General features: G+C 64.6%; 13 protein-coding genes and 1 riboswitch. Of the genes, 7 read left to right on the top strand and 6 right to left on the bottom strand.

Annotated features, from left to right (window positions below; genetic code table 11):
• Positions 1-10 precede the first annotated feature (10 nt).
• Complete coding sequence (locus I6F24_RS04655) at positions 11-1,144, bottom strand: acyl-CoA dehydrogenase family protein (protein ID WP_225132738.1); 1,134 nt, start codon at positions 1,142-1,144, stop codon at positions 11-13.
• 35 nt (positions 1,145-1,179) lie between these two features.
• Positions 1,180-1,722, bottom strand: a complete 543-nt coding sequence (locus tag I6F24_RS04650; protein WP_225151206.1) for an OsmC family protein — start codon at positions 1,720-1,722, stop codon at positions 1,180-1,182.
• A 247-nt stretch (positions 1,723-1,969) separates the two neighbouring features.
• Between I6F24_RS04650 and I6F24_RS04645 the strand changes: the two genes are divergently transcribed.
• Entirely contained in the window at positions 1,970-2,617 is a 648-nt protein-coding gene (locus I6F24_RS04645) for a TetR/AcrR family transcriptional regulator (protein WP_225114230.1), read from the top strand.
• 159 nt (positions 2,618-2,776) lie between these two features.
• Here the strand turns inward: I6F24_RS04645 and I6F24_RS04640 are convergent, their stop codons facing one another.
• Together I6F24_RS04640 and I6F24_RS04635 are read right to left on the bottom strand one after the other, a co-directional pair.
• On the bottom strand, positions 2,777-4,462 hold the full coding sequence (locus I6F24_RS04640) for a tetratricopeptide repeat protein (protein WP_225151204.1): 1,686 nt from the start codon (positions 4,460-4,462) through the stop codon (positions 2,777-2,779).
• 215 nt (positions 4,463-4,677) lie between these two features.
• On the bottom strand, positions 4,678-5,586 hold the full coding sequence (locus I6F24_RS04635; protein ID WP_225151201.1) for a LysR family transcriptional regulator: 909 nt from the start codon (positions 5,584-5,586) through the stop codon (positions 4,678-4,680).
• 102 nt (positions 5,587-5,688) lie between these two features.
• Here I6F24_RS04635 and wrbA point away from each other — a divergent pair, with 102 nt between their 5' ends.
• Positions 5,689-6,315, top strand: a complete 627-nt coding sequence (wrbA, locus tag I6F24_RS04630; protein ID WP_036012985.1) for an NAD(P)H:quinone oxidoreductase — start codon at positions 5,689-5,691, stop codon at positions 6,313-6,315.
• Complete coding sequence (locus I6F24_RS04625) at positions 6,315-7,514, top strand: MFS transporter (protein ID WP_225151199.1); 1,200 nt, start codon at positions 6,315-6,317, stop codon at positions 7,512-7,514. Before wrbA ends, I6F24_RS04625 begins: the two co-directional genes overlap by 1 nt.
• Positions 7,515-7,516: 2 nt before the next feature.
• On the opposite strand, the gene I6F24_RS04620 is transcribed toward I6F24_RS04625, so the two are convergent.
• Positions 7,517-8,710 carry a TrmJ/YjtD family RNA methyltransferase gene (locus I6F24_RS04620; protein ID WP_225151197.1) on the bottom strand — a complete coding sequence of 398 codons (1,194 nt, stop codon included), beginning with the start codon at positions 8,708-8,710 and terminating at the stop codon, positions 7,517-7,519.
• 339 nt (positions 8,711-9,049) lie between these two features.
• Between I6F24_RS04620 and I6F24_RS04615 the strand changes: the two genes are divergently transcribed.
• On the top strand, positions 9,050-10,264 hold the full coding sequence (locus tag I6F24_RS04615; protein ID WP_225151195.1) for an NADP-dependent isocitrate dehydrogenase: 1,215 nt from the start codon (positions 9,050-9,052) through the stop codon (positions 10,262-10,264).
• Positions 10,170-10,640 (top strand): DUF3455 domain-containing protein, encoded by a 471-nt coding sequence (locus I6F24_RS37545; RefSeq protein WP_276573656.1) that lies wholly within the window; start codon positions 10,170-10,172, stop codon positions 10,638-10,640. The genes I6F24_RS04615 and I6F24_RS37545 overlap by 95 nt, the downstream gene beginning before the upstream one ends.
• 27 nt (positions 10,641-10,667) lie before the next feature.
• On the opposite strand, the gene alaS is transcribed toward I6F24_RS37545, so the two are convergent.
• A complete protein-coding gene (alaS, locus tag I6F24_RS04605) occupies positions 10,668-13,346 on the bottom strand; it encodes an alanine--tRNA ligase (RefSeq protein ID WP_225151192.1) in 2,679 nt (892 codons plus the stop codon).
• Positions 13,347-13,579: 233 nt separating this feature from the next.
• A riboswitch (glycine riboswitch) is annotated at positions 13,580-13,670 on the top strand.
• Positions 13,671-13,815: 145 nt separating this feature from the next.
• Between alaS and gcvT the strand changes: the two genes are divergently transcribed.
• Entirely contained in the window at positions 13,816-14,961 is a 1,146-nt protein-coding gene (gcvT, locus tag I6F24_RS04600; protein WP_225151190.1) for a glycine cleavage system aminomethyltransferase GcvT, read from the top strand.
• A 9-nt stretch (positions 14,962-14,970) separates the two neighbouring features.
• Positions 14,971-15,339 (top strand): glycine cleavage system protein GcvH, encoded by a 369-nt coding sequence (gcvH, locus tag I6F24_RS04595; RefSeq protein ID WP_225139749.1) that lies wholly within the window; start codon positions 14,971-14,973, stop codon positions 15,337-15,339.
• Positions 15,340-15,473 lie beyond the last annotated feature (134 nt).

Below are 15,473 nucleotides of genomic sequence, written 5' to 3'. Positions count from 1 at the left end.
AACTTGGAACTCAGAAATCAGCGAGCATCTTGCGCAGCTGCTTGGTGGCCGGCGTGACGATCGCGACGAAATAGGCCTCGCGCAGGCGCCGCTGCGCGCGGTGGCTCTTGAGGTAGCCGCGGGCACCACAATGCAGCATCGCCGCATGCGCCGCCGCGACACTGGCTTCGCCGGCGCGCAGCCGCAGCGCAATCACCTTGCGCCAGTAGGTCTCCTCCTCGTTGTAGGGATCGCGCGCCAGCGCCATGGTCTCGGCCTCGAGCTCGGCGGCGAGCTCGCGGAAATGCACCGGCTGCTGCGGCAGGTAGCGGTTGATATGGCCGAGGGGATTGTCGACCTCGTCCATGATGTTGATGCAATCCTTGATCACCCCCAGCGCCATGCCGGCCTGCAGCAGGATGAAGCCGGCGCGGATCTTCTTGACGAAGGGCGCGGCGGGATCGGCCAGGATCAGCTCATCGGGCACGAAAGCGTCGCGGAACTGCACGCCATAGGTGCCGGTGCCGTCCATCGCGAGGAACGGCTTGCAGGGCGTCAGCGTGATCGCGGGGTCGGAGCAATCGGCCAGGAACATGACAGTGCCGGGCTCGCCACTTGCGATGCCCGCATCATCCTCGCGCTCGAAGATGGTGCCGAAGTAGTGATCAGGCCCGAGGTTGGAGACCCAGGGCAACGCACCGCGCACGATATAGCCGCCCTCGACCTTGCGGCCCTTCAGCTTGAGCTTCTCGATGCCGAAGAAGCTCTTCATGGGATTGGAGAGCCCGGTGCCGCCAAGCACGCGGCCGGTCGAGAAGGCATCTCCGAAGCGCTTTGCGAGCTTCACATTGGTGGAGTTCGCCGCGTACCAGACCAGCGTGTTCTGGCACCACGCCATGAAGGCCGTGGCACCGCAGACCTCGCCGATCGCCGCCATCGCCTGGATCGCGCAACGCAGATCGGCGGGGCCTTCGTGCGGCACGTGACTGCCCCATGCCCCGACCGCGCCGAACTTGCGCAGCACCTCGGCCGGATAGACCGAACCGTCGTCGATGCCGGCTGCGAGCGGCGCAAGCTCTTGGCGCGCGATCCGCGCCACCTCGTCCGCAATGGACGGTGCGGGCTGATCCAGAACGTCGGCCCGCGATAAAGCCAGTGAACCCATGATCGTCTCCCGCACCCTGTCCTGATTGCCGTCTGCTAGATGCCGACCTCGAGATTGACCGGCCGCGTGAAGGTGTTGGCGACCGGCGACCATTTCTTCACATGGGCGACCAGCGCGTTGATCTCGTCCGGCGAGATGCCCTCGCATTCCATGTCCACCTTGACGCGGACATCGGTGAAGCCGACCGGCTTGTCGGAGGTGTCACCGGTGCCCCAGACCGCGGTGATGTTGAGATCGCCTTCGAGCTCGAGCTCGAGCTTGTTGACGATCCAGCCGCGGTGCACGGCGTTGGCATGCAGGCCGACCGCAAGGCACGAGCCGAGCGCGGCGAGCGAGGCTTCCGACGGATTGGGCGCGGTGTCGTCACCCAAAAGCCCCGGCGGCTCGTCGACGATGTAGGGCGGCAGGTTGCGGATATAGTTGGCGTGGCGGAATTTGCCCTCCGCGACCGTCTTGCACTTCAAGGTCTTGATGACCTTCGGGTTTGCCTTGCCGGTGGCAATCAGTTGCTCGAGCCCGTTCTTGTCGATGGGCGCGAGGCACCCCGTCAGCACTGTCTTCTGAACGACGGCAGTCATCAATCTTCTCCCTGGCAGAAGTGGAAATCGGCAGGATACCGAACGGTCTGTTTCCTTGCATGGAGCGTGCCAGATCTCGCGAAAAACAAAAGGCGAGGCTTTGGAGCCGCTTAAGCGTCGCTGCCTGCAGATTGGTCAGCCCACTCCTGCTCAAAGGCGGAGCAGCCGCGCGCGCGGATGCGAATCTTTTCGGCGCCGAACAGATGCGGCTTGCTGATGCGAGGCGGCTGCGATTAAGTTGTCGCTCATGGCAAAGCCGTCATCGAAGAAGAATCCGCCCCACGCCGCTGCCGGCGACGACGAATCCGCACGCGGTCGCCTGCTCAACGCGGCGACGCATCTGTTCTGCAAGAACGGCATCAACGCCACCGGCATCGATGCGATCATCGAAGAGGCCGGTACCGCCAAGACCACGCTCTACAAATTGTTCGGCTCCAAGACCAACCTCGTCAACGCGGTGCTGGAGAGCGAAGGCAAGCAATGGCGCGAATGGTTCATCGGCGCCATGGAGCAAGGCGGCGGCGATGCGCAGGCGAAACTCACGCGCATCTTCCCCGCGCTGAAGAGCTGGTTCGCCGAAGAGCGCTTCTACGGCTGCCCCTTCATCAACGCCGTCGGCGAGCACGACAAGGACGCCAAGCAATTCCGCAACATCGCGCTGAAGCACAAGAAGATCGTGCTCGGTCACATCGAGAAGCTCGCCGGCGAGCTCGGCTCGGCCGAGCCCGCGGTGCTCGCGCACCAGCTCGGCCTCATTATCGACGGCGCCATCGTCGCCGCCATGATCTCGCGCGACCCGGCCGTCGCGGATACCGCGGCGCTTACGGCAGGCCCCCTGCTCGGCCAGGCCAAGGCGAAGAAGAAGCGCGCGGCGGAGCAGTTGGAGGCCGTGTGACGGTTCTTGCTTCGTAACGGGGACACTGTCCCGGATTGCGCTGCGCTCCATCCGGGCTACGATGACTTCGTAGGGTGGGCAAAGGCGCGACGCGCCGTGCCCACCATTCCGTCTCAACTGTAAGCTTTGATTTGCCCGCCTACGGACCCGTCCGCTCGATCAGCGGCTCGCTCGCAGCGCGGCAAGCTCGACGTCGGCGGCCGACTTCTCGATAAAGGTCCTCGGGCAATCGGCAGCCGCCTGCTCGAACAGTTTTAACGCCTCTTCCCTGGAGCCGCTCTGCAGGGCTCGCTCGGCAATATAGAAATTCGCCTCGCAGACCTGCCCCTTCTTCTTCGCCGGGTCGGCATCGTCCGCTGCGCTGCGCACTTGCTCCGGCGTCGTCGTACCCAGGAAGAGGTTGACGACCGGCGCGGGCCATTTCGTCGCGTCGAGCCGCTTTGCAGCCTCGCTCAGCCGGCTCGGTTGGTCGCTGCGCCTTGCAACAATTTCGCGCCAGATGACTGGATAGGCACCTTTCGGATCGAGCTCGATCGCCTGATCCAGATCGGTCAACGATTGGGCGAAGGAAGCGGTCTGCCAATAGAGCCTCGCACGATGAAAGTAGGCGCGCGCATCCTTGGGATCGAGCTGCACGAGTTGATCGTAGTCCTCGAGCGAGCGGCCGAAGTCCCCCTTGGCCTTGTACGCGTTGGCGCGGAGCCCGAATGCATCCTTATCCTTGGGGTTGAGGCGTATCGCGTCATCGAAGTCTGCGATAGCGCGGTCAAGCTCCCCTTTCGCGTGGTAGGCCCCACCCCGAGCGCGGAGCACGGGGCCATCCGTGGACGCGAGCGCAATCGATTCACCTGCGACGGACGCAGAAATGGGATCTGCATCCTGACCTTGAAGCTGACTCTGCCGATCGCCGGTGTTTCCTTGACCCTTATGTGCCAGCTGGATCACCTGATTGTAATCGGCAATGGCGCGATCGTAATCACCCTTTTGAAAATAGGCGACGCCCCGGCAACCATAGGCAGACCGGCTCTGTGGGTTTAGCTCGATGATCCGGTCATAGTCGGCGATCGCGCGGTCGAGTTCACCCAGTTGAGAAAAGGATTCGGCTCGGAAGTAGTAAAAATTCTCGCTTCTGGGTTTGATCTGGATGGTTTGATCCAGTGCGGCCAACGCGAGCTCTCTCTTACCCTTTGCGAAGTAAACTCGACCGCGGCACAATTGGCCTCCACCGTTTTGTGGGCTGATCTGGACCGCACGATCGCAGTCAGCCATGGCCCGATCGGGATCCCCATTCCGGACGTAAGAGAGGCCTCGTTCGACATGCGCTATGACATTGTCCGGATGAATCAGAAGGGCCTGATCATAATCGGCGATGGCACGGACGAAGTCGCGTCTCGCCGAATAGACGTGAGCACGTCCGATATAGGCGTAGGTATTCTTCGGATCGAGCTCGATCACCTTGGCATAATCAAGCAGCGCAGCCTCGGGCTCTCGCTTTTGGATCAGCGCAGAAGCCCTCGCGATGCGGGAGTTCAGATTGCCCGGATCGCGCTCAATGATCTCGTTGTAGTCCGCTATCGCAAGGTCGATCTCGCCCTTCTGGCGGTAGAACATGGCGCGGCGGAAGCGCGCCATGACCACACCTTGCTGCATGCCCGTCCCCGCCGCCTGAATGATGGCGGTGCAGCCTGCGATCCTGTCATCGAGGCTGAAATTGCCGACCGCGTTACACTTGGAAGCCAACGGCATTTCCGCGCGAGCGCCTGACATTTCGAGCAAGGCCGTCAGCGCCACAACACCGAAGCTTGCTGCCGCACGAACTCCTGCGCGGCCGATCCTTCCAAACATGCAGTCCCCACTCAATTTCCAGAGACTTCATAGCAACCAATCTTGTCTATGCACAGCCCTTGGTTGCGCACTTGCAGGCGACGGGTCCGTGCGGCCCGATGCTCAGGCCGACTTGGCCATCATCCCCTGAAGCCGCACCAGTTCCGCCTCCAGATCACCGCTCCACATCCACTGCCCTAATGTCGAGCACGCGACGCGCCTCGAGCCGTGTCCGCCTACGCCTCGGCGATCTGCAACAAGGCCTCGCGAAAAGCCAGCGCGGCTGGTCCGAGCGGCTGGTCCAGCCGGTGCGCGAGATAGGCTTCTGCGGCAACCTGGCTGCGCCGTCCGAGGGCGGTGGTGGCAAGGCGCACGAGGCGCCTTTCCCTCAGATCGCGCTCCACCAGCCAGAACGGCAGGCGGCCCCAGCCGAGACCGGCGAGAATCATCGTATGCTTGGTGTCCTGATTGGTGACCCGGCAGGTCTGGGGCGAAAGCACACCGAACATGCGCCCTTCCGTCAGCGGCGTCGGATCGGACAGAACGATCTGCAGATGATCGGCCAGATCCTGAAGGCTGATCCTGTTGCGCGATTGCCGCCTCGCCAATGGGTGCTCAACGGAAACGACGGCAACCTGCTCGACCGACGAGACCGCCTCGACTGCGATCCGCGGGTCGCGGAAATCCTCGCCGACCACGATCGCAAGCGAACTGCGCTTGTCGATCAGCGAGGCGATCGGTCCACCCAGCGGCTCGACCGCAAGCCTGATTGAAACCGAGGGATAGGCAGCGCGCATCTTCGTCAATGCTGCGCCGACCATGCCGATCGGAAACAACGTGTCGATTGTCAGGGAAAGCTCGAGTTCGACTCCCTCGCCAAGGCCCCGGGCTCGCGCCCGCATCGCATCGACCCTGAGGAGAATGTCACGCGCGTTGGCGAGCAGTGACTGCCCCTCGGGCGTCAGGACCGGCCGATGACCCGTGCGATCGAACAGCGCAACACCCAGCTCGGCCTCCAGATTGGCGATGGCATGGCTGATGGCGGACTGAACACGGGACAGCCGAGCCGCGGCCGCCCGGAAGCTCCCGCATTCCGCCACCGTCACGAATGTTCGCAACTGATCTAGCGTCAGCACGTCCAGCATGATCTATCCAATCGATCGAACTCATCGATCTTATCGCGCTACCGCTGATCAAGCACAGACCTATTTTGGCTGCTAGCCCCCACCTAAGAGCGAGGAAGCAAAATGACGAAGGTCCTGGTGCTGTACTACTCGTCCTACGGTCACATCGAGACGATGGCTGAAGAGATGGCCCGGGGTGCACGGGAGGCCGAAGCCGAAGTCGCCATCAAGCGCGTGCCGGAAATTGTTCCCGACCACGTCGCGCAGAGGGCCGGATACAAGGTCGATCAACGCGCCGACACCGCCGCCGTGGCCGAATTGCCGGACTACGACGCGATCATCCTTGGCACCCCGACGCGTTTCGGGAACATGGCCGCGCAGATGAAGAACTTCCTCGACCAGTGCGGCGGCCTGTGGTTCGAGAACAAGCTCGTGGGCAAGGTCGGCAGCGTCTTCACATCGACGGGCAGCCAGCATGGCGGCCAGGAAAGCACCATTCTGTCCGTGCACAGCGTGCTGCTGCACCTCGGCATGGTCGTGGTCGGGCTGCCCTACACATTCAAGGGACAGATGCGCATGGACGAGGTCACCGGATGCTCGCCCTACGGCGCATCGACCCTCGCCGACGACGGCAGCGGCGGGGATCGTCGTCCAAGCGCCAACGAACTGGCCGGGGCACGCTTTCAGGGACGCCATGTCGCCGAGATCGCTCGCGCCCTGGCCGCTGGGCGGCTCACGGAGGCGGCCTGATGGCGGCGGCAGCACCTGCCTCGTCCTTGCGAGATCGGCATTGGCATGTGGTGAGCATCGTCGTGGGCTCCGGCGCCGTCGCCGCGATCCAGGTGGGGAAGGCTGCGATCGCCACGCCCATGCTGCAAAAGGATCTGGGCCTTGACCTCGCCGCTGCCGGCTGGCTGACCGGGATCATCGCTGTTCTCGGCCTGTTGGGCGGTATCCCTGCCGGCTCCCTCGTCGCCCGCGCCGGAGATCGGCGAAGTCTCATTCTCGGCCTCGGGCTGCTCATCCTTGGCGCCATCATCGGCGCGCTCGCAACCGACTATGCGGTGCTTCTCGCATCGCGCATCGTAGAAGGCTCAGGATTTCTTCTGATCATTGTTGCGGGTCCGGCGATCCTGAACAGAGCAGTCCCGTCCGGGCAACAGGACGTTCCGCTTGCCCTGTGGAGCTGCTTCATGCCGGGCGGCATTGCGCTCGCGATGCTCGTCGGGACGTTCTTCAGCGACTGGCGCGCACTGTGGTGGGGCAGCGCCGGTCCTGCAGCGATCGCCATCGTGGCCGCGTGGATGAGTATTCCGGCCGCTCCGAAGCGCACCCCGGCATCGTGGAGGCGCACGATGTCGGATGCCATGCGCGTGGCGGCAAGCAAAGGCCCGCTTCTGCTGGCCGGATGTTTTGTCCTCTACAGCCTGATGTTCTTCGCGCTGTTCAGCTTCCTCCCGGTGCTGCTGATGGAACGGATGAACATCCCCCATGGCACGGCCGGCATGCTCAGTGCCCTCGCCACCGCAAGCAACATCATCGGCAATGTCGCTGCCGGCTACCTGCTCGCGCGCGGTGCCCGGCGTTCAGTGCTGATCTTCGCGGCCTGTCTGGCCATGGGCTTTTCAGCTCCTGGCATCTTCCTGCAGATCTTCGGCGATACGCCCACGCTTCTGCTGTGCATCCTGTTCGCTGCGGTCGGTGGCCTGATGCCGGCCGTCCTGATCTCATCGATCCCCTTGCTCGCGCCATCCGCCGCACTCATTCCTGTGGTCACCGGACTGGTGATGCAGGGCAGCAATCTCGGCCAGGTGGCCGGACCTGTCGCGGTCGGAAGTGCCGTTGAGGCCTATGGGTGGACAGCCGCACTGGCCATCATCCTGATCGCCGCGCTGCTTGCCGCCATCATCGCCGCATCCGCCCGCTTCGATGACAGCGCGGCCCACTGACCCTACTGTCCCAACATCTCGGCAAGCCGCACCAGCTCCGCCTCGAGATCGCGCTCCACATCCACGGCCCGAATGTCGAGCACGCGATAATCCCGCGCCTCCAGCCACGCCCGCCGCGACGCGCGATCGGCTGCAATCGCCTCCCCCTCGCCCGGGTTCACCAGCTCGATCGCGATCCGGTGCGGGAATGAGACGAAGTCGGGGATGTGGCGCCCCACGGGAGTCTGCCGCTTGAACCCACCTGCGAAGCGGCGATCACGCGTCAGCGCCTGCCAGAGCAGGCGTTCGGCGTCGGTCGGGTTGCGGCGGAGCAGGCGGGCAAGGCCCCGCACGGTCGAGCCGCTGTCGGGCACACCGCCGCCCTGCCCGTGCTCGGCCAGCAGCGCGCGCAGGCGCGTGGCTTGCTCGCCGTCGAGCACGCCGCCCTTGGCCGGACCCTTGCGCCCCTCGGCGATCGCCATGATCACGCCGTGAAGCGTGTGCATATCCTGCTTGGTCGGCTCCATCCGGGTGAAGATGTTGCGCAGGTTCACCAGCATGGTGTCGCGCTTCTCGGCCGGGCGCAGGAACTCGACCTTGTCGAGCTCGCGCACGAGATTGTCGAAGAAGGCCTGCATCTGGTGCTGCGAGGCGCGCTCGGATCTTTCAGGCATGGCGTGCGGCAGCGCGCCCGACGTCGCACGCTTGAACCATTCGTAGCCGACCAAGAGCACGGCCTGGGCGAGGTTGAGCGAGGCGAAGCCTGGATTGACCGGAAAGGTGATGATGCGGTTGGCGAGCCCGACCTCCTCGTTGGTCAACCCCCAGCGCTCGCGGCCGAACAGGATGCCGGCCCTGCCGCCCGTCGCGACGTGCCCCGCGATCTCGGCGGCAGCCGCCTCCGGCCCCACCACGGGCTTGGCCTGGTCGTGGGGGCGTGCGGTGGTGGCGAACAGGAGGTCAAGATCGGCAACCGCCTGCTCGACCGTGTCGAACAGCTGCGCCTTCTCCAGGATATGGTCCGCACCGGCCGCGGCGCGCTGGGCCGCGATGTTGGGCCAGCCGTCCCGGGGATTGACGATGCGCATCCGGTCGAGGGCGAAGTTGCCCATGGCGCGCGCGGCCATGCCGATATTCTCGCCGAGCTGCGGCTCGACCAGGATCACGATGGGACCGTCGAGGGAAAGGCCGGCCTTGCTTTTGTCAGTCCCCGACATCTCTCTTTGCTTTCACACTGTCTCTCAAGGCCTTGGCGAGGCCGTTCTTAGGAATCGATTCAAGTCTGGCTACCGGCCGGCTTGCGTTGTCCGCCTGTCGTTTGCCTGTCCTGACAAAATTCTCAAGGGAAATAACGACTTGGATTCGACTTTTGAATCTCGCCCGAAACGGGCCCGAAGGCCGGGCCGAGGCCCGGCCGGCCGCTCCTCGCCTGCGCAAGCTGGATGAGCTAAAAGTGCATAATCCCTTGGCTTTCGCCCGCTGCTATCAGGTGCTAAGAGGCGGCGGATATTCCCGTGGCGCGCCAAAAGCGCCGTTCCCAAGAGGCTCCCCCGATCATGGCAAAAATCAAGGTATCCAATCCCGTCGTCGAGCTCGATGGCGACGAGATGACCCGGATCATCTGGCAGTACATCAAGGACAAGCTGATCACCCCGTTCCTCGATGTCGAGCTGCTCTATTTCGACCTGGGCATGGAATACCGCGACCACACCAACGATCAGGTGACGATCGACGCCGCCGAGGCGATCAAGAAGGTCGGCGTCGGCGTCAAATGCGCCACCATCACCCCGGATGAAGCCCGGGTGAAGGAGTTCAATCTCAAGCAGATGTGGAAGTCGCCGAACGGCACCATCCGCAACATTCTCGGCGGGGTGATCTTCCGCGAGCCGATCATCTGCAAGAACGTGCCGCGCCTGGTTCCCGGCTGGACCAAGCCGATCATCATCGGCCGCCACGCCTTTGGCGACCAGTACCGCGCCACCGACATCAAGTTCCCGGGCAAGGGCACCCTCTCGCTGAAGTTCGTCGGCGAGGACGGCACCGTGATCGAGAAGGAAGTGTTCAAGGCGCCCGGCGCCGGCGTCGCGATGGAGATGTACAATCTCGACGATTCCATCATCGACTTCGCCCGCGCCTCCTTCAATTACGGCCTGCTGCGCAATTACCCGGTGTACCTGTCGACCAAGAACACGATCCTCAAGGTCTATGACGGGCGCTTCAAGGACATCTTCCAGGACATCTTCGACAAGGAGTTCAAGAAGGAGTTCGACGCCAAGGGCCTGACCTACGAGCACCGCCTGATCGACGACATGGTCGCTTCGGCGCTGAAATGGTCCGGCGGCTATGTCTGGGCCTGCAAGAACTACGATGGCGACGTGCAGTCCGACACGGTCGCGCAGGGCTACGGCTCGCTCGGCCTGATGACCTCGGTGCTGCTCACCCCCGACGGCAAGACCGTCGAGGCGGAAGCTGCCCACGGCACGGTGACCCGCCATTACCGCGAGCACCAGAAGGGCAAGGAGACCTCGACCAACTCGATCGCGTCGATCTTCGCTTGGACGCGTGGCCTCGCTCACCGCGCCAAGCTCGACAACAACCCCGAGCTCGCCAAGTTCGCGGCCACGCTGGAGAAGGTCTGCGTCGACACCGTCGAGGCCGGCTATATGACCAAGGACCTTGCGCTGCTGGTCGGCGCCGACCAGCGCTGGCTCTCGACCACCGGCTTCCTCGACAAGGTCGCCGAGAACCTCACGAAAGAGCTGGCGGCGTAAGCTGTCCGCAATTTCGCCCGACTGGGCCAGACATGATCAAGGGCCGCGCCAAAGCGCGGCCCTTTTTCAATTCTGTGGCCCTCGCGCGGAGATGCGACCATGCCGATCACACTATGCCGGGCCGAACTGGGAGCTTGCCGACGGCAGCGCGGTGACGGGTAAAGCCGCCGGCAATGCGCCGGGCGCGACCGCAGCCGACATTCCCTGGCTGAAACTAGACGTCACCTCGCATCGCGGCAGCGGCGCACTCACGCCCGTGACCACGGTCCAGCGCATCAACACCCATTGCGGCAAGCTCGACGGTGCCTGCGACAAGGCCGGCGAGTTCAGGAGCGCGCCCTACTCCGCCGACTACGTCTTCATGAACAAGGGCTGAGCGTTCAGCAGTCCGGTAGACATTGAGCTAAGCGCCCGCCATCGCTTTTTCGATCGCGCTCAGGGCCTCGGACGCCTTGGCGCCATCGGGGCCGCCGGCCTGGGCCATGTCGGGCCGGCCGCCGCCGCCCTTGCCGCCGAGCGCCTCGGAGGCGATGCGCACGAGATTCACGGCATTAAAGCGCGCGGTGAGGTCCTGCGTGACGCCGACCACGATTCCGGCCTTGCCGTCCCCGGTGACGCCGACGATGGCGACGACGCCCGAGCCGATCTGCTTCTTGCCGTCGTCGGCGAGGCTCTTGAGATCCTTCATCTCGATGCCTTCGACCGCGCGCGCCATCAGCTTGACGCCGCCGGCCTCGCGCACGCCCGACGCTGCGCCGTTGCCGGCGGAGGCGCCACCGCCCATTGCGAGCTTCTTGCGGGCATCGGAGAGTTCGCGCTCGAGCTTCTTGCGTTCCTCCATCAGCGCCGAGATGCGCGCCGGCACGTCGTCGAGCGAGGTGCGCAGCTCGTTCGCCGCGGTCTTTGCCAGCGCCATGGTGTCGTTGGCATGTTTTCGCGCGTAGTTGCCCGTCAGCGCCTCGATGCGGCGCACGCCGGAGGCGACCGCGCTCTCGCTCGTGACCGTGATCAGGCCGATATCGCCGGTGCGCTTCACATGGGTGCCGCCGCAGAGCTCGACCGACCAGCCGAGCGCGTTGGCGCCGCGCTCGCGCGCGGTCCTGCCCATCGAGACGACGCGGACCTCGTCGCCATATTTCTCGCCGAACAGCGCGCGCGCCCCGGCCTCGCGGGCCTCGTCGACGCCCATGACGCGCGTGGTGACCTCGTCGTTCTCCAGCACCACGTCGTTGGCGATGTCCTCGACCCGGGCGAGCTCCTCGGCCGTGATCGGCTTCGGATGCACGAAGTCGAAGCGCAGCCGATCCGGCGCGACCATCGAGCCGCGCTGGGCGATGTGATCGCCGAGCACCTGGCGCAGCGCCTCGTGGATGATGTGGGTCGCGGAGTGATGGGCGCGGATGGTCGAGCGCCTGGAATGATCGACCTCGAGCTGCAGCGCCGTGCCGAGCTTCAGTTCGCCGCTCTCGACCGTGCCGATATGGACGAAGAGATCGCCGAGCTTCTTCTGCGTATCAGTGACGCGGACCTTGATGCCGCCCTCGCCCGAGAGCACGCCGGTGTCGCCGACCTGGCCGCCGGACTCCGCATAGAACGGCGTCTGGTTCAGCACGATCGCACCCGTCTCGCCGGCCTTGAGGCTCGTCACCTCGGCGCCATCCTTGACCAGCGCCGAGACCACGCCTTCGGCACTCTCGGTCTCGTACCCCAGGAATTCGGTCGCCCCGAGCTTCTCGCGCAGCGGGAACCAGATCGCCTCGGAGGCCGCCTCACCCGAGCCCTTCCAGGACTCGCGCGCCTTAGCCTTCTGGCGCTCCATCGCGTCGGTGAACGCCGCCTGGTCGACGCCGATGCCGCGCGACTTCAGCGCGTCCTGCGTCAGATCGAGCGGGAAGCCGTAGGTATCATAGAGCGTGAAGGCGACGTCGCCGTCGAACATGTCGCCCTTCTTCAAGGACGCGCTCTTCTCGTCGAGGATGGCAAGGCCCCGCGACAAAGTCTTGCGGAAGCGGGTCTCTTCCAGCCGCAGCGTTTCCTCGATCAGCTTTTCCGCGCGCATCAATTCCGGATAGGCCTGGCCCATCTCGCGCACCAGCGCCCAGACCAGCCGGTGCATCAGCGGCTCCTTGGCACCCAAGAGCTGCGCATGGCGCATCGCCCGGCGCATGATCCGGCGCAGCACATAGCCGCGGCCCTCGTTCGAGGGCAGCACGCCGTCCGAGACCAGGAAGGCGGAGGAGCGCAAGTGGTCGGCGATGACGCGGAACGAGCCGACGTTCTGCTCGTTCGGTCCGCTGCCGAGCGCGGACGAGGTCGCGTCGATCAGGTTCTTGAACAGGTCGGTCTCGAACACGCTCTCGACGCCCTGGAGGATGCAGGCCATGCGCTCCAGGCCCATGCCGGTGTCGATCGAGGGACGCGGCAGATTAACGCGCTCCTCCTTCGTCACCTGCTCGTATTGCATGAACACGAGATTCCAGAATTCGAGGAAGCGGTCGCCGTCCTCTTCCGGCGAGCCGGGAGGACCGCCCCAGATGTGCTCGCCACGGTCGATGAAGATCTCCGAGCACGGGCCGCACGGCCCGGTGTCGCCCATCGCCCAGAAATTGTCCGAGGTCGGGATGCGGATGATGCGGTCGTCGGAGAAGCCCGCGATCTTCTTCCACAGGCCCGCCGCCTCGTCGTCGGTGTGGTAGACGGTGACGAGCAGCTTGTCCTTCTTCAGCCCGAACTCGCTCGTGATCAGCTTCCAGGCGAGCTCGATCGCGCGCTCCTTGAAGTAATCGCCGAACGAGAAATTGCCGAGCATCTCGAAGAAGGTGAGATGGCGCGCGGTGTAACCGACATTGTCGAGGTCGTTGTGCTTGCCGCCGGCGCGCACGCATTTCTGCGAGGTGGTGGCGCGCTGATAGGGCCGCTTCTCGACGCCGGTGAAGACGTTCTTGAACTGCACCATGCCGGCATTGGTGAACATCAACGTCGGGTCGTTGCGCGGCACGAGTGGCGAGGACGGCACGATCTCGTGGCCGTTCTCGGCAAAGAAGTTCAGAAAGGTCGACCTGATCTCGTTGACGCCGCTCATGTTCATCCAATCGGTATGCTTGGGCCCGCTTTTCGCGGTCCAAACCGGACCGTTGAGGCTGATATCTGCGGGCCAAAGCGCTTTTAGACAAGGCCAGCTTCGCTGTCCAGAAACTGTGCAGAGAGATCAGAGGGTTGCCGCAGGCGCTCAATCCCCTTGCAATCCCGTTGGATAGGGCGCGCGGACGCGTTGACAGGCTTGGCTCCCCTGTGGTCTCTACCCATCTGTATCGTACGGCCACGTCGGGAGAGACCGGCACCTGGTAGCCGGCGCCGAAGGAGCAACCGCCCCGGAAACTCTCAGGCAAAAGGACCGCGTGGCTTTGACAGCATCTGGAAAGAGGCGCCGACGGGTCTAGGCCCGGACAGCGTCCGCCGACGGGATAATACTCTCAGGCACAGCGACAGATGGGGCTTCGACTGGTGTCCATCGGGGAATCCTCCCCGGGGAACCGCCGAGGGCCCTCAAGATGCTAGCGCACGACCAAGACTCCCTGAAACGCATCCCCCTCTACGACCTCCATGTGTCCCTAGGGGGCAAGATGGTGCCGTTCGCGGGCTATGACATGCCCGTGCAGTACCCCGCGGGCGTCTTGAAAGAGCACCTCCATACCCGCACCAAAGCGGGCCTGTTCGACGTCTCCCACATGGGCCAGCTCGCGCTCCGGCCGAAATCCGGCAATGTGGAGGACGCCGCCCGCGCGCTGGAGCGGCTGGTGCCGCAGGACATCGTGGCGATCGCCGCAGGGCGGCAGCGCTACGCCCAGTTCACCAATGACGACGGCGGCATTCTCGACGACCTGATGGTCGCCAATTTCGGCGATCACCTGTTCCTGGTCGTCAACGCCGCCTGCAAGGCCGAGGACGAGGCGCATCTGCGCGCCAACCTGTCCGACGCCTGCGTGATCGAGCAGCTTGCCGACCGCGCGCTGATCGCGTTGCAGGGCCCGAAGGCGGAAGCGGCGCTGGCGAAATTCTGTGCAGAGGTATCAGGCATGAAGTTCATGGACGCCGGCCCGCACGAGGTTGCCGGCATCAAGTGCTTCGTCTCGCGCTCCGGCTACACCGGCGAGGACGGCTTCGAGATCTCGGTTCCAGCAGGCGATGCCGAACGCCTCGCAAAGGTGCTGCTGGAAAATCCCGACGTGCTGCCGATTGGCCTCGGGGCCCGCGACAGCCTGCGGCTGGAAGCCGGGCTCTGCCTGTACGGCCACGACATCGACACCACGACCACGCCGGTCGAGGCCGCGCTGGAATGGTCGGTGCAGAAAAGCCGCCGCAGCGGCGGTGCGCGCACCGGCGGCTTTCCCGGCGCTGCGAAGATCCTCGCCCATTTCGATGGCGGCGCATCCCGCCGCCGCGTCGGCTTGCGCGCCGAAGGCCGCGCGCCGGTGCGCGAGGGCGCGCTGCTGTTTGCGAATGACGCGGGCGGCGCACCGGTCGGACAAGTCACCTCGGGCGGTTTCGGCCCGAGCCTGAATGCGCCGGTTGCGATGGGCTACGTGCCCACGAATCTGAGCGCGCTTGGCACAAAGCTCTTCGCCGAGGTGCGCGGCCAGCGACTGCCCTTACAGGTCGCCGCCATGCCCTTCGTGAAAAACACCTACAAACGCTGAGGATTCGAAATGACCACGACGCTGTACACCTCTGATCACGAATGGCTGGCCATCGACGGCGATGTCGCGACCGTCGGCATCACCGATTACGCCCAGCAGCAGCTCGGCGACGTCGTGTTCGTCGAGCTGCCCAAGGTCGGCCGCGCGCTGAAGAAGGCCGAAGCCGCCGCCGTCGTCGAATCCGTCAAGGCTGCCTCGGACGTCTACGCGCCCGTTACCGGCGAAGTGCTCGAGACCAATGCCGAGCTCGCGGCCGAGCCGGCGCTGGTGAACTCGGACGCGCAAGGCAAGGCCTGGTTCTTCAAGATCAAGATGGCCGACAGAAGCGAGCTCGGCGGCCTCATGGATGAAGCCGCCTACAAGGCGCATACGGCGTGAGATGAAGCGAAGTCTAACCTCATGCTCAGTGTCATCACCCGCGAAGGCGGGTGATCCAGTACGCCGCGGCCCCTCGGTTCAATCCGCGCTGGTGGAGAGTACTGGATGCCCCGCCTTCGCGGGGCATGACACTG

Source organism: Bradyrhizobium sp. BRP23, from assembly GCF_020194135.1.
GTDB lineage: Bacteria > Pseudomonadota > Alphaproteobacteria > Rhizobiales > Xanthobacteraceae > Bradyrhizobium > Bradyrhizobium yuanmingense.
The sequence above is the reverse complement of the archived record's forward strand: the minus strand, read 5'-3'. Positions and strand labels throughout refer to the sequence as shown.